This window comes from Nocardia sp. CA-084685, from assembly GCF_050955785.1.
Taxonomy (GTDB): Bacteria; Actinomycetota; Actinomycetes; order Mycobacteriales; family Mycobacteriaceae; genus Nocardia.
Map to the genome: position 1 here is coordinate 919,842 of NZ_CP192094.1, position 18,450 is coordinate 938,291.

At 65.3% G+C, this 18,450-nt stretch carries 6 protein-coding genes; 3 read left to right on the forward strand and 3 right to left on the reverse strand.

Annotated elements, in window-relative coordinates; translation table 11 throughout:
• The first annotated feature begins 70 nt into the window (after positions 1 to 70).
• Positions 71 to 14,422 (forward strand): amino acid adenylation domain-containing protein, encoded by a 14,352-nt coding sequence (locus ACQP2U_RS03970; protein ID WP_433713442.1) that lies wholly within the window; start codon positions 71 to 73, stop codon positions 14,420 to 14,422.
• A 66-nt stretch (positions 14,423 to 14,488) separates the two neighbouring features.
• Here the strand turns inward: ACQP2U_RS03970 and ACQP2U_RS03975 are convergent, their stop codons facing one another.
• From ACQP2U_RS03975 to ACQP2U_RS03985, 3 genes are all read right to left on the reverse strand, one after another.
• Complete coding sequence (locus tag ACQP2U_RS03975; RefSeq protein ID WP_433713443.1) at positions 14,489 to 15,364, reverse strand: endonuclease domain-containing protein; 876 nt, start codon at positions 15,362 to 15,364, stop codon at positions 14,489 to 14,491.
• 771 nt (positions 15,365 to 16,135) lie between these two features.
• A complete protein-coding gene (locus ACQP2U_RS03980) occupies positions 16,136 to 16,345 on the reverse strand; it encodes a DUF397 domain-containing protein (protein ID WP_433713445.1) in 210 nt (69 codons plus the stop codon).
• A complete protein-coding gene (locus ACQP2U_RS03985; RefSeq protein ID WP_433716362.1) occupies positions 16,342 to 17,370 on the reverse strand; it encodes a helix-turn-helix domain-containing protein in 1,029 nt (342 codons plus the stop codon). The genes ACQP2U_RS03980 and ACQP2U_RS03985 overlap by 4 nt, the downstream gene beginning before the upstream one ends.
• Before the next feature lie 26 nt (positions 17,371 to 17,396).
• Between ACQP2U_RS03985 and ACQP2U_RS03990 the strand changes: the two genes are divergently transcribed.
• Together ACQP2U_RS03990 and ACQP2U_RS03995 are read left to right on the forward strand one after the other, a co-directional pair.
• Positions 17,397 to 17,831: a hypothetical protein gene (locus ACQP2U_RS03990; RefSeq protein ID WP_433713447.1), complete on the forward strand. Its 435-nt coding sequence runs from the start codon at positions 17,397 to 17,399 to the stop codon at positions 17,829 to 17,831.
• Positions 17,832 to 18,057: 226 nt separating this feature from the next.
• Positions 18,058 to 18,252, forward strand: coding sequence for a hypothetical protein (locus tag ACQP2U_RS03995; protein WP_433713449.1), 195 nt, complete (start codon positions 18,058 to 18,060; stop codon positions 18,250 to 18,252).
• The last annotated feature ends 198 nt before the right edge of the window (positions 18,253 to 18,450 follow it).

The following is an 18,450-nucleotide window of genomic DNA, read 5'->3' on the forward strand; positions in this document are numbered from 1 at the left end:
TCCCGGAAATGTTCGGCTTGTTCGAAGGTGTGTTGGCGTTCGCGCGTGGTGCGCGACAGGGGTATGGCGCATGACGCGGCCGAATCGCGAGCGGCCCAACCGGACTCGACGCCCCCGGATCAAGACCCTGCCGCAATTGCTCACCACCGCCGTGGAGGCCAATCCGGCCGGACCCGCGGTCGTATTCGCGGATGCGACGACGACATTGGCGCGGTTGAGTTATGCCGAACTCGATGATCGATCGAACCGCTTGGCGCGCTTGCTGATCGAGCGCGGTATCGGGCCGGAGGATTTGGTCGCGGTCGGTATTCCACGCTCGGTGGAATCGATTGTCGCGGTGTGGGCGATCGCCAAGGCTGGCGCCGGATTCGTGCCCGTCGATCCGAACTATCCCGCCGATCGCGTCGCCCTTATGCTGTCGGATTCGGGTGCGGCACTCGGTCTTACCGTTGCGGCGGTGGAGCTGCCCGATGGTCCGGAATGGCTCGCCATCGATACCTTGGACATGGCGGCATATTCGGCGGAACCGATCATCTACGCTGATCGGCTCCGGCAGCTGCGCGCCGAGCATCCGGCCTATGTCATCTACACCTCCGGATCGACCGGTACGCCCAAGGGCGTAGTCGTCACCCACGCGGGGCTGTCGAATTTCTGTGATGAGCAGCGTGAGCGCTACACACTGACACCCGATTCGCGCACACTGCATTTCGCCTCACCCTCCTTCGACGCATCGGTGTTGGAGTTGCTGCTCGCGTTGAGTCGGGGCGCGACCATGGTCGTGGCCGCGCCGACGGTGTACGGCGGTACGGAACTGGCCGCACTGCTACGCCGAGAGCGAGTGACGCACGCCTTCATCACCCCGGCCGCGCTCGCCTCGTTGCCCGCCGATGGGCTGGACGAGCTGCGTGTCGTGGTCGCGGGCGGTGAAGCCTGTCCACCGGAGTTGGTGCAGCGCTGGGTTTTACCGATCGCGGATGGCCGCATCCGGGAATTCTTCAATGGCTACGGTCCAACCGAGACCACGATCATGACGAATATCAGCGCACCGCTGGTGCCGGGCGAACCGGTGACCATCGGTGGGCCGATCCGCGGGATCACCGAATATGTGCTGGACTCCGAGCTCGCGCCGGTGCCGGGCCGGGTCGTCGGCGAACTCTATATTTCCGGTGCGCAGGTGGCCCGCGGCTATCACGACCGACCAGGTCTGACCGCCGCTCGGTTCGTAGCCGATCCGTTCGGTGCGCCGGGTTCGCGGCTCTATCGCACCGGCGATCTGGTGCGGTGGACGGCCGAGCGCGAGTTGGAATACCTGGGGCGCAATGATTTCCAAGTGAAGATCCGTGGTTTCCGCATCGAACTCGGTGAGATAGACGCGGTGCTCGCCGCACACGACGGCATCGATTTCGTTGTTACCATCGGTCACGAACAGGACAGTGGCGCAACGATTCTGGTGTCGTATGTGCGTGCCCTCGATGGTGTCGCGATCGATACGACGGAGCTGACCGAGCTGGCCGCAAGCAAACTGCCCGCCCATATGGTGCCGAGCGCCATTATGGTGCTCGACGAGATCCCGCTGACCCCGGTCGGCAAGTTGGATCGCCAGGCGCTGCCCGCGCCACAGTTGCGCACCAAGACTTTCCGCGCGCCGTCGGGTGCCATCGAGCCGGTAGTTGCCGAACTCTTCGCCGAGGTACTTGCGCTCGAAGTGCCGGTCGGTGCCGATGACGACTTCTTCGACCTCGGCGGCAATTCACTGATCGGCACCCAGCTGATGGCGCGCCTCGGTGCCGCGCTGGATACCAGGATTCCGGTGCGTCTACTTTTCGAGACGCCGACCGTCGGCGGGCTTGCCGCCGCGGTGGCGGAACATGCTGGGGCTGGTGACCGCAAGGCATTGATTGCCGGTCCGCGTCCGGAGGCGATTCCGCTGTCGCTGGCTCAGCAGCGGATGTGGTTCCTGAACCGGTTCGATACCGGATCGGCGGCCTACAACATTCCGATCGCGGTGCGTTTGAGCGGTGCGCTGGACGTGGCCGCGCTGCGCGATGCGGTCGCGGATCTCGTTGCGCGACATGAGGTTCTGCGGACGGTGTATCCCCACACCGACACCGGTCCGGTGCAGTTGATCTTGCCCGCGGATGAGTCGGCGCCTGAGCTGACGGTTCAGACCGTCGCCGCCGAACAGCTCGAATCAGCTGTGCGCGAACTTCTTTCGACAACCTTCGATGTGACCGCAGAGGTGCCGCTTCGGGTCGGCTTGTTCCAGGTCGAGGACGCGCAAGCCGAGTTCGTATTGGCGCTGGTGGTGCACCATATCGCGGGTGACGGCACCTCGATGGGGCCGTTGACGCGCGATCTGGTGACCGCCTACGCCGCACGGTCGGCCGGTTCCGTGCCCGGATGGGCACCGTTGCCGGTGCAGTACGCCGATTACAGCATTTGGCAGCGCGAACTGCTTGGTCGTGAGGATGATCCGGAGTCGTTGGCGGCCGGACAGATCGCCTACTGGCGCGACGCACTCGCCGAACTGCCCGATCAACTGGACCTGCCGACGGATCGGCCGCGGCCCCCGGTGCAGTCCTTCGCCGGTGGCAAGGTTCCGGTGCATATCGATGCCGAAACCCACCGGGTGCTCGTCGAATTGGCACGCGTCGAGGGCGCGACGCTGTTCATGGTTGTACACGCGGCGCTTGCGGTATTGCTGGCCAGGTTGTCGGGCACCGATGACATCGCCATCGGTACGCCCATGGCAGGTCGCGGTGAGCCGGCGCTGGACCAGCTGATCGGCATGTTCGTCAACACCCTGGTGTTCCGGACCAGGGTCGATGAATCCGTGCCGTTCACCGAACTGCTCGCGCGGCAGCGCGAGACGGATCTCGGGGCCTTCGCCAACGCCGATGTGCCGTTCGAACGACTCGTCGAGGTGCTGAATCCGGTCCGCTCGACCGCACGTCATCCGCTGTTCCAGGTGGGGTTGTCGTTCCAGAATCTGGCCGCGACGAGTCTGGAACTGCCCGGACTGACCGTGTCGGCGGTGGACTTCGATGCCGCGGTATCGCAGTTCGATCTGCACTGGATCATCGGCGATCACTACGACGAGATGGGACAACCCGCGGGCATCAGCGGTGCCGTCACCTATGCCCACGATCTGTTCGACGAGCGGACGGTGCAGGGCTTCGTGGCTCGATTCGCGCGTTTGCTCGGCGAGATCACCGCGGCACCGCGCGCTGTCGTCGGTGCGTTGGAACTGCTCGACGCCGCGGAATGGACCGAACTGGTGTCCGGCCGCAATGCGACCGACCATGCGGTGGATGCGACGGCGACACTGGTGTCGCTGCTGGATGCGACCGTGGCCGCCACACCGGGCGCGGTGGCGCTGATGGCCGCGGACGGCGAACCGATGACCTACGCCGAGCTGGACGCGCGGGTGAACCGTCTTGCGCGGCACCTGATTTCCCGGGGCGTCGGACCGGAGTCGCGGGTGGTGCTCGCCTTGCGCCGGTCGGTGGATCTGGTTGTCGCGATGTACGCGGTTGCCAAGGCCGGTGCCGCGTATGTGCCGGTGGATCCGGACCAGGCCGCGGAGCGGACCGATTACATTCTGGGTACCGCGGCACCGGTCTGCGTATTGACCAATGCGGCAGCGGATTTCGATACCGAGCTGGCACCTGTGGTGCGACTGGACCGACTCGATCTCGGTTGGGTCGACGCGACACCGATCGCGGACGACGAGCGGGTCCGGTCGCTGCGCGCGGCGAATACCGCGTATGTGATCTTCACGTCGGGTTCTACCGGGCGGCCGAAGGGCGTGACGGTTTCGCATGCCGCGATCGTCAACCAATTGCTCTGGAAGACAGCCGAATTCGTACTCGGCCCAGGCGACGCGGTATTGCTGAAGACGGCCGCCACCTTCGATCTGTCGGTATGGGAGTTCTGGTCGGCGGCCGTATTCGGCGGGCGATTGGTGCTCGCCCACCCGGACGGGCATCGCGATCCGGATTATCTGAACGATCTGATGGCCCGGGAGTCGGTGACCACGCTGCATGTGGTGCCGTCGATGCTGGACGCGCTGTTGACCGGTCGGCTGCCGTTCACCTTACGACGGGTGCTGGTCATCGGTGAGGCACTGCCCGCGGAGCTGGCGCAGCGGTTCCGGGACACCTATCCGCAGAAGGAACTGTTCAATCTGTACGGGCCGACCGAGGCCGCGGTGTCGGTCACCAATCATCGGGTGACCGCCAAAGATGCGGTATCGGTGTCGATCGGTGCGCCGGAGTGGAACAGCCGGGTCTATGTGTTGGATTCGCGGTTACGCCCGGTGCCGGTCGGCGTTTCGGGTGAGTTGTATCTGGCCGGTGCGCAGTTGGCGCGCGGATACTTCGGTCGGGTCGATCTGACCGCCGAACGGTTCGTGGCGAATCCGTTCGAGTCGGGTGCGCGTATGTATCGCACGGGTGACCTGGTTGCCTGGAATGCTGATGGCGAGCTGGAGTATCGCGGTCGCACCGACTTCCAGGTGAAGATCCGTGGATTCCGGATCGAGCTGGGTGAGATCGAGGCGGCATTAGCCGCACTGCCGCAAGTTACGCAGGCGGTAGTGCTCGCCGATGCCGATCAGCGGACCGGTGATCGGCTCGTCGCCTATCTGGTTGGCGACGATATCGATGTGGCACAGGTGAAGTCGGCGCTGGTCCACGTGCTGCCGTCCTATATGGTGCCCGCTGCCTACGTGGTTCTGGCCGCACTGCCGCGCAACGCCAACGGCAAGCTGGATCGGAAGGCATTGCCCGCGCCCGAGTTCGAGACCCAGGTCTTCCGTGCGCCGTCGACGCCGATCGAGGAGATCGTTGCCCGGGTGTTCGCCGAGGTGCTCGGGGTGGATCGGGTCGGAATCGATGACGACTTCTTCGCACTCGGCGGCAATTCGCTGATCGCCACTCAGGTGGCCGCGCGGCTGGGTGCCGCGTTGGATACGCAGGTGCCGGTGCGGGTGCTGTTCGAGGCGACCACCGTCGCGGCATTGGCGGTCCGGGTCGAGCAGCGGGTCGGCTCGGGTCGCAGGCCACCACTCGCCGCGGCTACGCGACCGGACCGGGTGCCGTTGTCGCTGGCACAGCAGCGGATGTGGTTCCTGAACCAGTTCGATACCGATTCGGCCGCGTACAACGTGCCGGTAGCGGTGCGACTGTCGGGTGCACTGGATCTCGATGCACTGCGGTTGGCGGTTGCCGATGTGGTGGCCAGGCATGAGGTGCTGCGCACCGTGTATCCGACTCGCGACGGTATCGCCTACCAGGTGATTCTGCCTGTGGGACAGGCCGTTCCGGATCTGACAGCGGTCGATGTGGCTGCCGATGAGCTGCGGGATCGAATCATCGAACTGGTCAGTGCCGGATTCGATGTCACCGCCGAAGTGCCTGTGCGTGCCGAATTGCTGTGCTGTGAAGGCGAATACGTGTTGGTGCTGGTGGCCCATCACATCAGCGCTGATGGCTGGTCCATGGGTCCGCTGACCCGTGACCTGATGCTGGCCTACGTCGCTCGAACGGGCGGATCCGCTCCCGCATGGACACCATTGCCGGTGCAGTACGCCGACTTCGCGCTGTGGCAGCGCGCGGTACTCGGCTCGGAGTCCGATCCGGAGTCACTTGCCGGACAACAGGTGTCGTATTGGCGACAGGCTCTTGCCGAGCTGCCGGATGAGCTGAACCTGCCATCGGATCGGATTCGGCCTGCCGTCCCGTCGTTCGTCGGCGGGCGGTGCGATATCCCGATCGATGCGCATGTGCACGCGGGGCTGCTGCGCTTGGCCCGCGAGCACAATGCGACCCTGTTCATGGTGGTCCACGCCGCGCTCGCGGTCCTGCTGGCGCGCCTGTCGGGCACCGACGATATCGCCATCGGCACACCGGTCGCCGGGCGTGGCGAGGCCGAACTCGACGATGTCATCGGCATGTTCGTCAATACGCTCGTGCTGCGTACCGAGGTGCCGGGCGGCACTACCTTCGCCGAACTGCTGGCCCATGCCAAGGATGTGGATCTACAGGCCTTCGCGCACGCGGATATTCCGTTCGAGCGGTTGGTGGATCTGCTCGAACCGGAGCGATCGACGGCACGGCATCCGCTGTTCCAGGTGGCGCTCTCGTTCGAGAACCTGCCGGACAACTCGTTCGAGCTGCCCGATTTGCGGGTCGCCCCAGTGGCTTTCGATCTGATCACCGAGAAATTCGATCTGTCGCTGGCGATTCGCGAGTCGAGTGCTGGCATGTTCGCCGCGTTCACCTATGCGCGCGACCTTTTCGACGACGCGACGGTGCGCGGCTTCGCGGACCGGTTCGTGCGGCTGCTCACCGCGATCGTCGCCGATACGGAAACACCGATCGGTGATCTGCCGCTGCTGGCCGACTCCGAACTCGAATTCCTGACCAGGGTGCAACCGGATCACGTGATGGCTGGTGGGCTGCTGCCCGATCTGCTGTTGCGCGGATTGCGCCTCGGGGCCGACCGTGTCGCGATCCGGTACGCGGGTCGCTCGATCAGCTACCGCGAACTCGATCGGTACTCGTCGCGGTTGGCCAGGGTGCTGATCGAGCGCGGTGTCGGCCCGGAAAGTCTGGTCGCGTTGGCATTTCCGCGCTCCTACGAGATGGTCGCCGCCGTGCTGGCCGTCGCGAAGGCCGGTGGCGCACATGTGCCGGTCGATCCGAACCACCCGCTGGAACGGGTCAGGTACCTGCTGACCGACTCGGCCGCGGTCATCGGATTGACCTCGGTCGAATACCTCGCTGACCTCCCGGACGACGTGCCGTGGCTCGCGCTCGGCGATCGCGCGACGGAGGCATTGTGCGCCAACCGATCCGCCGCACCGATCACCGATGCCGACCGGATCACCCCGCTGCGTCTGCACAACCCGGCCTATGTCATCTACACCTCGGGTTCGACCGGTATGCCCAAGGGCGTCACGGTGACCCACGCCGGACTCGGCGGCCTACTGGAACATGCCATCGAGCTCTACCGTTTGGAGCCCAACCGCCGTTTCCTGCATATCTGTGCGCCGAGCTTCGACCCGTCGGTACTGGAATGGCTGTGCGCATTCTCGGTCGGCGCGACTCTGGTGATCGTGCCGTCCACCGTGCCCGGTGGGGACGAGCTCGGTGAACTGCTGCGCACCGAACAGGTCACGCACGCGATCATCACCCCGGCGGTCCTCGGTACGGTGGATCCGACCGGCCTCGACCACCTCGAGGTGCTATCCGTCGGTGGCGACGTCACGACACCGGAACTGCTGGCCAAGTGGCAGCCCGGTCGCAGGTACTACAACGGCTACGGCCCGACCGAGACGACCATTATTTCGTCGTATGCGCAATTGTTCGCGGGACAGCACATTACGATCGGTCGTCCGGTGCGCGGCATGTCCGCGCTGGTGCTGGACTCCCGGCTGCATCCGGTGCCGCCCGGAGTGACAGGTGAGTTGTATCTGGCGGGCGGCGCGCTTGCCCGCGGTTACCAGAACCGAGCCGGGCTGTCCGCGGAGCGTTTCGTGGCCGATCCGTGGGGCGAGCCGGGGGCCCGGATGTACCGCACCGGCGATCTGGTCCGGTGGTACGCGACGGCCATAGGGACCTGGGCACTGGATTATGTGGGGCGCAGCGACTTCCAGGTGAAGGTCCGCGGCTTCCGTGTCGAACTCGGTGAGATCGACGCGGTGCTCGGCGGCCACGAGGATGTCGCATTCGCCGTCACTCTCGGTCGCGAAACTACCGCTGGTGCAACGGCACTGGTGTCCTATGTGCTTCCAGTGGCCGACCGTATCGTCGACCAGGACGGACTAACGGAATTCGCGGCGCGAGTACTGCCTTCGCATATGGTGCCCTCGGCGATCGTCGTCCTCGACGAGGTGCCGCTGACCAGCAATGGCAAGCTCGATCGCACAGCGCTACCCCAACCGCAGTTCACGGCCACCGTATCGCGGGCACCTTCCAGCCCGCTGGAATCGCGGATCGCGGACTTGTTCGCGCAGGTCCTCGGCGCGCGGCAGGTCGGAGCCGATGACTCCTTCTTCGCCATCGGCGGCGACAGTATCGTCTCGATCCAGTTGGTTTCGCGGGCCAAGGCGGTCGGAATCGCCTTCACGCCGCGCGATGTCTTCGAGCAGAAGACCGTCGCCGGATTGGCGCGGGTCGCGGTGCTCGGTACCGATCCCGCGCCGGTCGTGCTGGCGGAGTTGCCCGGTGGCGGTGTCGGCGATATCCCGCTCACCCCGGTGCTCGCGGGCTTCCTCGAGAACGGTTCGTTCGGCCGATTCGCGCAGACCCTTGTGCTCGCGCTGCCGGAAGGCATCGACAGCACCGGACTGACCACCACGCTCACTGCCGTGCTCGATCACCACGACATGCTGCGGGCGCGGGTATGGCAGGTCGACGGACGGTGGTGGCAGCAGGTCGCCGCGCCGGGAACCCTCGACGCGTCGACGCTGTTGTCCGAGGTGCAAGTCTCCGACGAAACCGAGCTCAACCGAATCGGCAATGCCGCTGTGGCTTCCGCGCTGGCGGCGCTGGATCCGGCCGCGGGCCGGATGGTCGCGTTCAGTTGGCTGCGCAGGTCGAATGCACGCGATCTGCTGGTCTTCGCGGCGCACCACTATGTGATCGACGGCGTATCGTGGCGGATCCTGATTCCGGACCTCATCACCGCATGGGCCCAGCGCTGCGCGGGGATGGCCATTGCGTTGCCGCCGGTCGGAACATCGTTCCGGCGTTGGGCGCACGGCCTGGTCGAGGCGGCTGGTTCGCCGTCCCGGACGGCCGAGCTCGACTACTGGCGCACTGTGCTGGCCACACCGGATCCCTTGCTCGGTACGCGTGCGCTCGATCCCACCGTTGATACGCACGCGACGGTACGGCAGTTGACGGTCGAGGTGCCGGTCGATGTCGCCGAGGCGATGCTGACCGCAGTACCCGCGCTGTACCGGGGCGGCGTCAACGACGGTCTGCTCGCGGCACTGGCCATGGCGGTGCGGACTTGGCGCGCGCGACGCGGTATCGACCTCCCGGTCACCAGAATTCGACTCGAGGGCCACGGTCGCGAAGAAGCGACCGTGCCCGGCGCCGATCTGACTCGCACGATCGGCTGGTTCACCAGCGTATACCCGGTCGCGCTCGATCTCACCGGCGTTGCCGACGAGACCGCGGCGGTACTGCGCTCGGTGAAGGAGCAATTGCTCGCGGTTCCGGATCGAGGGATCGGCTTCGGGCTACTGCGCCAACTGAATTCGGGTCTGGCCGGTGATATCGGACAGGTCGGCTTCAACTATCTGGGCCGGGTAGCCACCGGCGGCGCACCGGCGTTGTCCGATCCATCCTGGCTCCCGTCCGGCGATCTGGGTGACCTCGACGACAGCCAGGATCCGGCACTGCCCGCATCGGCCGTGGTCGACATCAATGCGATCGTCGTCGATACCGAGGCCGGACCGCGGATGGACGTGGTGTTCAAGTACGCCGCTGAAATCCTCGACGCGGCGGCGGTTCAGGAACTGGCAGACGACTGGCTGACCGCACTGACGGCGGTGGCCCGGCACGTAGCCGACCCGAACGCCGGTGGTCTCACACCCTCGGACGTGCCGCTCGTGTCCACCACCCAGCACGAACTCGACAGCTGGCGGACGAACTATCCGGGCCTGGTCGAGGTACTGCCGCTGTCGCCGCTGCAAACCGGCCTGCTGTTCCTGATGGAAATGCTGGCGGAGTCGGTCGACCCCTACGTCATTCAGGTGGCCGTCGAACTCTCGGGCGAATTCGAACTCGACCGTCTGCGCCGCGCGGCACAGGCGGTGCTGGACCGGCACGCGAATCTGCGCAGCGCCTTCACGTTCGCCGCGAACGGCAAACCGGTGCAGCTCATCGCCGACGGGGTTCGGGTGCCGTGGCGGGTGGTCACCGAGGTGCCGGACGCCGACCTGCCCGATCTGCTCGCCGCCGACCAGCGCACCGGATTCGATGCCGCGCAGGCGCCGCTGTTGCGATTCACGGTGTATCGCACCGCATCCGGGCGCACGCACCTGGTGCTGACGGCCCATCACATCCTGCTCGACGGCTGGTCCATGCCGCTGCTGATGAAGGATCTGCTGATCCTCTACGCGACCAGCGGCGATACCGCGCTGCTGCCCGCCGTGCGGCCGTATCGCGACTATCTGGCGTGGCTGTCGCGCCAGGACCGCGAAGCCACACTGCGCGCGTGGGAAACCGCGCTGAGCAAGGTCACACCGACGCTGCTCGCGCCCGCGCTGGTGCGCCCGGCTGTGCTGGACGACGGATTCGGCCCGGACAACGGATTCGGCCGAGCCGCATTCGAACTGTCGGCGACCGAGACGGCCGCGCTGACCTCCTTCGCCGCGGCGAAGGAGGTCACCGTCAATACGGTGCTGCAGGCGGCGTGGGGCGTGGTCGTCGCGGGTATCACCGACCGTGATGATGTCGTCTTCGGCGTCACCGTTTCGGGACGTCCACCGCAGCTCGACGGGGTCGACGCGATGGTTGGCCTGTTCGTGAACACCATCCCGGTGCGGGTCCGATTCGATTCGGCCACAACGGTTTCGGAGCTGCTCACCGCGCTGCAAGGCGAGCAGGCGGCGCTGCTGGAGCATCACTATCTCGGGCTGGCCGATGTCCAGGCGATCGCCGGTGGCAGCGAGTTGTTCGACACGCTGGTGGCCTACGAGTCGTACCCGATCGATGCCGATGGCCTGCGGCAGGCGGGTAGTGCCGTCGACGGGCTGGTGGTCAGTGGTGTGAGTTCGGTCGACTACACCCACTATCCGGTCACGGTGCGGGCGGAGTTGGGCAGCGAGCTGCGAGTAGAGGTGCTGTATCGCGGCGATGCCGTCGCGGATTCGGCGGCGCGGGCGCTGACCGAGCGGTTGCGCACTGTGCTCGGTGCCTTCGTCACCGCCGATTCGGTTGCGGCTGTGCGTGATAGCGCGGGGCCCGATGTCATCACCCAGGTTCGATACTGGCGCACCACGCTGGCAGGACTGCCGGATGAGTTGACGTTGCCCATGGACCGTCCGCGCTCGACCGTGCCCTCCTATGACGGCGGGCAGGTCGTGCTGCAGATCGGGGTGCACCTGCACCACGAACTGCGTCGGCTTGCCGAGGCCAGGAATACCTCGGTATTCGTGGTAGCGCATGCGGCTTTCGCGGTGCTGCTGGCGCGATTGTCCGGCATGAGCGATATAGCCATCGGTGCGCCGGCCTCGGAGACAACCCTCGACAACGCTGTGATGCCGCGCACCGATAGCAATCCGAGTGCGACCTTTGGTGAACTAGTCGCCGCGGTCGGTCCCACCGACGCCGCCAGGGTCCCTGGGACCTTCGAGAACACCGTGGTGCTGCGCACCGAATACCACCCGAATGCGACGTTCGATGAACTGCTGGCGGCGGTCGGTCTGGTCGATGCCGCCGCATTCGCGCACGTCGATGTGCCGTTCGCGCAACTGGTCGAGATACTCGATCCGGTCCAGGTGACCGGCAGGAATCCGCTGTTCCAGGTCGCGATGGGGCATCACGCAACGGATCCGTTCAAGGTGGACCTGCGGCTTTCGCTGAACGAGCGGATCGGCCCGCGCGGTGAAACCCAAGGCGTGCTGGCCGAATTCACCTATGCGACAGATCTTTTCGACACAGCGACGGTACAGGGCTTCGCCGACCGGTTCGCCAGGATCCTCACCGCGGTCGTCGCCGATGCCGCGGTGATCGTCGGTGATATCGAGCTGCTCGGACCGAACGAACGCACCAGAGTGCTGCACGAATGGAATTCGCGCGGTGCGTGGGTGCCCGCCGCGACATTGCCCGATCTGATTGCCGATCAGGCCCGGCGCAGGCCCGACGCGGTGGCGGTTCGATTCGGCGATACCGCGCTGAGCTTCGCGGAGCTGCGGCGGCGGGCGAACCGGGTTGCCAGGGCGCTCATCGCTGCCGGTGCCGGGCCGGAATCGCTGGTAGCCGTCGCGGTTGCGCGCACCGAGGAGTTGCCGGTCGCACTGCTCGGCGTGCTCATCGCGGGTGCGGCGTATCTGCCGATCGATATCACCTATCCGGCGCAGCGGTTGGCCTTCGTACTGTCGGACGCGGTGCCGGTCTGCGTGCTCACCACTGCCGAACAACGTGCCGATGTGCCGGTCGGCGAGTTGCCGGTGATATTGCTCGAAGAGACAACGGAATTCGATGATCGACCGGTCAGCGATGCCGATCGCATCGCACCCCTGCTCCCGGATCATCTCGCCTACGTCATCTACACCTCGGGTTCGACGGGTGTGCCGAAGGGGGTTGGTGTGGCGCATCGCAATGTGGTCGAGCTGTGCGCGAATACCCAGCCGCTGTTCGGTTTCGATGAGACTGATGTGTGGACGCTGTTCCACTCGTTCGCCTTCGATTTCTCGGTGTGGGAGCTGTGGTGTGCGTTGGCCACCGGCGGCGCGGTGGTCGTGGTCGACTATGCGACCTCACGGGCACCGGAACTTTTCCGCGAGTTGCTGATTCGTGAACGCGTGACGGTGCTGAACCAGACTCCGTCGGCCTTCTATCAGCTCATCGAGGCCGATCGGGCGGCCGATGGGGATCGCGAATTCGCACTGCGGCATGTCGTATTCGGCGGCGAGGCATTGGATCTGCGGCAGTTGCGGCGCTGGTACGAGCGTCATGACCCGGATGCGCCGCGGCTGGTGAATATGTACGGGATTACCGAAACCACGGTGCACGTATCGTTCCTTGCGCTGGACAAGCAGCTCGCGGACAGTCCGGACAGCCTCATCGGACGTGCGCTCCCCGGTTTGGACGGGTATGTGCTCGATGAGCGCCTGCATCCGGTGCCGGTCGGAACACCGGGGGAGATCTATGTGGCCGGGGCCCAGCTGTCCAGGGGGTACCTCGGCAGGCCGGGGCTCGCGGCGGCGCGTTTCGTTGCCAATCCCTTCGGTGCGCCCGGATCTCGCATGTACCGCACCGGTGACCTCGGTCGCTGGGGCCACTCCGGACTCGCCTATGCCGGGCGCAGTGATCAGCAAGTTCAGTTGCGCGGCTTCCGAATCGAGCTCGGCGAGATCGAATCCGCGCTGCTGCGCTGTCCCGGTGTGAGCCAGGCGGTTGTGCTGGTCCGCTCGAGCGAACGTCTCGGGGATCAGCTCGTCGGGTATGTGGTGCCCGCGGCCGGTGCCAGTATCGATGCGGATGAATTGCGCGTGCAGGTGGCCGAATTCCTCACCGGGTATATGGTTCCCGCCGCCATCGTGGTGCTCGATGTCATGCCGCTGACGCCGAACGGCAAGCTGGACCGGCGCGCGCTGCCCGAACCCGCATTCGAGGCACGCCAGTACCGCGCACCGGCGACGCCGATCGAGGAAACAGTCGCTGCCGCCTTCGCGGAGGTGCTCGACCTCGACCGATTCGGTATGGACGACAACTTCTTCGAGCGCGGCGGCAATTCGCTGGTCGCCACGAAGCTGACCGCGCGGCTGAGTTCGGTACTCGGCGACAAGATTCCGGTGATGCGGATATTCACCGCGCCGACCCCATCGGACTTCCTGGCCGAGCTGGCTCGCCGGGCTGGTGGCCAGGTCGAGGGTGAGGTGGCCTTCGATGTGGTGCTGCCGCTGCGTGCGACAGGTAGCGCCGATCCGCTGTTCTGCATCCATCCGGTCTCAGGTATCGCATGGTCGTTCGCGGGACTGGCCGCCTACCTCGATTCCGACCGGCCGATCTACGGCATCCAGGCACCGACCCTGGCCGCACCTGCGGTACTGCCGGACTCGATCGAGGAGTGGGCGGCGATCTACGTCGATGCGATCCGATCGGTCCAGCCGCAGGGGCCATATCACCTGATCGGCTGGTCGATGGGCGGTGTCTTCGCCCATGAGATCGCGGTGCAGTTGCAGCGGGCCGGACAGCGGGTGGCCACGCTCGCGGTGATGGACAGTTATATGGCCGATCCCCCCGACGAACGCGCGCAAGGTGCGGGCTCACCCGTGCCGGTGGCCGAGTTGATCGGCGGCCTGCTCGGCGAACAGGCCGGTGACCTCGGCTTCGCCGCCGATATCGACCTGGCACAACTCGCCGAGCGGCTGGTCGAGCTGCCGGAGCCGTTCGCCTCCTTCGGCTCCGAGCGGTTCACCCGGGTGCTGGATACGGCGGTGCACTCGGTCGTGCTGCGCAATGACTACCAGCCCGTTCGATTCCACGGCGACGTCATCTACTTCACGGCGGCATTGGATGATCCCACCGGCTCGATCGGCGCGTCGATTTGGGCCGAGGTGGTCGACGGCGCAGTCGACAACCGCGCCGTGCCAACAACCCACTGGCGCATGACAGCCGCCGAAGCCCTCGCCGAAATCGGCAAGGTACTCACCGAGCTGTGGCACCAACCCCTCTAGAAATCAAGATCAGGTGGCGCTGGGGGCGGGCGCTTCTCGGGCGATGCCGCCCCAGTTTCCACGTGATCATTTGTTCAGTTGTGCACCTTGGGTGGTGAGGGCGGTGCGGACGCGGTCGAGGACTACGTGGGGGCGGTGGTAGAGGAGGGTTGCGTTGATGCGGATTACGCGCCAGCCCAGGGCTTCGATGCGGGCTATGCGGTCTATGTCCTTGGTGCGCTGGGTGGGGTCGGTCCAGTGTTGGGCGCCGTCGTATTCGACGGCTACCTGCCATTTGCGCCAACCGAGGTCGACGCGCGCGACGAATTCGCCGTAGTGATTACGGATCACTAATTGTGTTGCGGGACGGGGTAAGCAGTCGTCGATCAGGAGTAAGCGTGTGTGGGTCTCGGGTGGGGATTCGGCGCCTGGATCTACGACGACGAGCGTTGTGCGCAAACGGTTGAGGAAACGTGCCCCCGGATGTTTTGCTGCCAAGACCGCGACTTCACCTGGTTCGAGTCCGGTGGCCGCACACAGTGCGTCCAGGATCGGTACGGCCCGCTCGCGCGGCAGCCGCCGACCGAGGTCGAATGCAGTGCGCGCCGGTGTTGTGACCGCGAACCCGTCGACCTCACAGCATTCGCTCGGCTCGATAACCGAGCGGACGACACGAATCCCGCAGGGCGGACGACAGTGTCCGCGCCTGGCGATCTCTGCTGCTTGATCTGCATCGAGCCAGCGAGTGCCGTGCATGGCGGCCGCCGAGCGCCCGATCAGAACACCATCACCCTTCGCCCAGTGCGCAGCGGCACAGGCGCGCCCTCTCGCATCGAGCGAGCACCCTTTGCGCACATAGACATCCGGAAACACCCGCACAAAGTTGTGCCGCAGCTCCCACCGCGTAACCACCCCCGCCGCCACTGCCCAAGACCCCACAAACGGCTCATCCAATACCCCCATCCCCCCACTATCCCCACCCCCACCGACAACCCCCTCAACCCCCAGCTCGAACCTCTGCGCCCCCCCGGCCTCGCCCAACGATCAAGATCAGGTGGACATGGCGGCGGGGGCGTCTCGGGCGATGCCGCCCCAGTTTCCACGTGATCATCTGTCCAACCTGGGGCCCGTCTGGGTGGGTGGTGGGGATCAGGTGGTCGAGGGGCGGTGGTCAGCCGTGGGGTATCGACCATTGACTGGGAGATGACGGCCGCTGCTGGGCTCGCCGAAATCGGCAATTGCTGACCGAGCTGTGGTGGAATCCGCATCCGACTCATGACCGGAAGTCTCTGATGCGCTGGACCCGTGCCGCGCAGGTGTTTTCACGCCACGCACGAAATCGTGGGCAGAAGCGTGCGCGGCGTGCGAACTGATGCGCGGGAGACGGTAGTCGAGCGGGGGTGGGGGTGGTGTCGTGCGGGTTGGCGGGGAAGGTGTTCGATTCGGGGGAGATCAGTGGGGCCGGAGGGTTGGTGGGGCTGCGGTGGGTCCTGTTGTTCTGCAGTGGCTTTCGGGGTGTGCCTGGCCAAGATGGTTTGGCGTTCCGTGGTTTTGCCGTTGCAGTGCTGGGCGCGTCGTGTGCCGTACCCGGCTTACCTTCCGCAGTCAGATGGGCTCCTTCGACTTCCAGCGGGGTCGACTGGCTGTGGTTGCGTGCTCGAGAAGGTTTGGGTGGAGGGGATTCTCGGTGTTTGCCCGCAGGGATGCACGGTGATCAGTTGTCCAGGGCCGAGGCTATGCGGGGTGGTGGAACTCGCCAGCCTGCAAGGCAGATGTGAAGGTGTCCCATTCGCTTGGGGTGAAGATCAGGGCGGGGGCGGTGGGGTTTTTGGAGTCGCGGACTCCGACGTGACCGGATTCGAGCCAGGCGACCTCGACGCAGTCGTTGGCCGGACCACTGCGCGACGACTTGAACCACTGTGCGCCGGTCAGGTTGATGGTCACGAGCCGTATCTCCTTGCTACCTGCCTGAGCAGGTCCCTCGATGCTTGCTCGTCCAGTGTGGCACGCTGAAGAGCTTCGTGAATGTCCCGGTATCGCCGCACGTCAGCTGCATCCTCGAAGAACATTGAACCGATGGGGTTTTCGCAGTAGACGACAGGCGGCTCCGCGTCGAAACTTCGGCCCGTTGCCGGGAAGTCCAGGATGGTGTACGGCTGCACCGGAATTCCCGCCGCCGGAAAACCCGCGGAGGACGGCAGTATCCGCAATATGATGTTGTCCCGGGTGCTTATGTCCGCCATGTGTCGGCATTCGTTGGCCATGACGGTGCGCGATCCCACGACTGTATGCAGGACGCTCTCATGAAGAATGAACTCGGCGGGTATGGGATTGCGCTGCCGAGTCAGGATTGCGGCGCGGCGCAGCCGCAGGCTGACACGGCGCTCGAGATCTTCCGGTGTATCACTCGGCAGCTGAGGTTGCTCGATCGCTCTCGCGTAATCGGCCACCTGCAACAACCCAGGGACAATCAAGGGCTGGTAAGAGAACAGTTGTGACGCTCCGGATTCAAGCCCTATATACGTGCGATATCTCGGCAGAATCAGATGTCGGTCTGCTTGCCACCAAGATTTCGTTGCCATCTGCTGCGCAAGGGCTTTCAATTCGTCGATCCGTCGGTCACTGAGGCCGTAAAGACGGCCGAATCCGTCTACGTCGCGCTGCTTGACCTTGTCGTTGTGTCCCTTTTCGATCCGAATTACCGAGGTCTTGCCCATCTCCATCTCGTGTGCGGCCTGCTCGAGCGTGAACCCGGCGCCCTCGCGCGCATCACGAAGTGCTCGCCCCAGTTGCCGACGCGGCAGCGTCGAGCCGGGCTGATCATTCCCTCGCCATTGTTTCCCCTTCCCCTGCTTAGTCCGAAACGGCCCAGGTCTCGGTCCGTTTCGGATGTAACTCCAGATGTAAACGGTCCGGACACTGCGGGTACGGACGATTTCAATCGGACTGTCCGTTTGAGACTCGTCGATGCCGTGTAGGGGAGCAACATAACCACATGGTCGAGCAACACGGAAGCATCAACAACGCGAAACGCCCTGGCCACGAGGGTATTCGACTTCTCGAAGTCGAGGAGGCGAAGCAATCGCGCCCCGTACTCGTCACCGTGCCACCGCTATGCGATGCCGCGGATGTGACGCTGGCGCACCGGCTGTGGCAACGGCATCGCGCGTGCCGAATCAACCGGTGCGTGTGGAAATCGGCGGCATACCAGACGCTCGTTCTCGCTGGGCGGCTGGTTCCGCAGTCGATGAGCCCGCGTGAACGCGCCGCCCCCAGAGGAATCGATTTCCCGAGAGCGCCCGAGGTCGACGCGCTACCGTCCGGCGGCCAGTCGGTGCGGACATTGCGTGAGGTGCTGGAGAGGCTCGAATCCCTGGCAGGCGATCCACACGGGCAGGGGGAGGCGTGGGCGGGCGTCGCACCGAGGTAGACGGCTGGCTGGCCGAGTGGCGGATAGATCACCACGACATTCGAATGATGCTGGTACGCAATGGGTCCGAGGAGCCGTTGGTTTCGTGCACGGCGGCTGCGGCACCGGACCTGGCGCAGATGCGAGAGCAATTTCCGGAGCTGTCTCGGTTGTGGGATGCGATTCGGCGTGAGTACTGGGCGGAATTCACTCCGCCTCCGCGAAATTCACGAGGACGGTTCGTCTAATGGACGATGACAGGCGGCTCGAACCCACGGTGGTGCGGATTCGGCAACTCACGGCCCGAGCGGGACGGGCGGGGTATCGGCTCGAACGCGGTTCCAGGGTGCCCTACGACTGGATGCTCCTCGACGCCGAAGACGGTACGAACATCTACTCGGGTGCGGACCTCGATCAGATCGAGCGGTGGCTCGACGAATGAGCTGGAATAGTCCGACCAGTATGTGATGTAGGTCACCCTGGTCTGATGGGTCCGCAACATCAATCATCAGAGACCGATACACAGCTGTGCCGTCCGCGCCCTTCGGGCGGAGACATAACCGCGCGTGTTTCAGGCTTATAAGATGACTCGGACTGGTTTGGCCCCCGGCGCACGACGCCCTGCAGCGGGGTCGGGGGC

Coding starts and splice junctions, on each gene's coding strand:
- ACQP2U_RS03970 (WP_433713442.1), top strand. CDS start 71: ATGACGCGGCCGAATCGCGAGCGGCCCAACCGGACTCGACGCCCCCGG.
- ACQP2U_RS03975 (WP_433713443.1), bottom strand. CDS start 15,364: ATGGGGGTATTGGATGAGCCGTTTGTGGGGTCTTGGGCAGTGGCGGCG.
- ACQP2U_RS03990 (WP_433713447.1), top strand. CDS start 17,397: ATGGTCGAGCAACACGGAAGCATCAACAACGCGAAACGCCCTGGCCAC.
- ACQP2U_RS03995 (WP_433713449.1), top strand. CDS start 18,058: ATGGACGATGACAGGCGGCTCGAACCCACGGTGGTGCGGATTCGGCAA.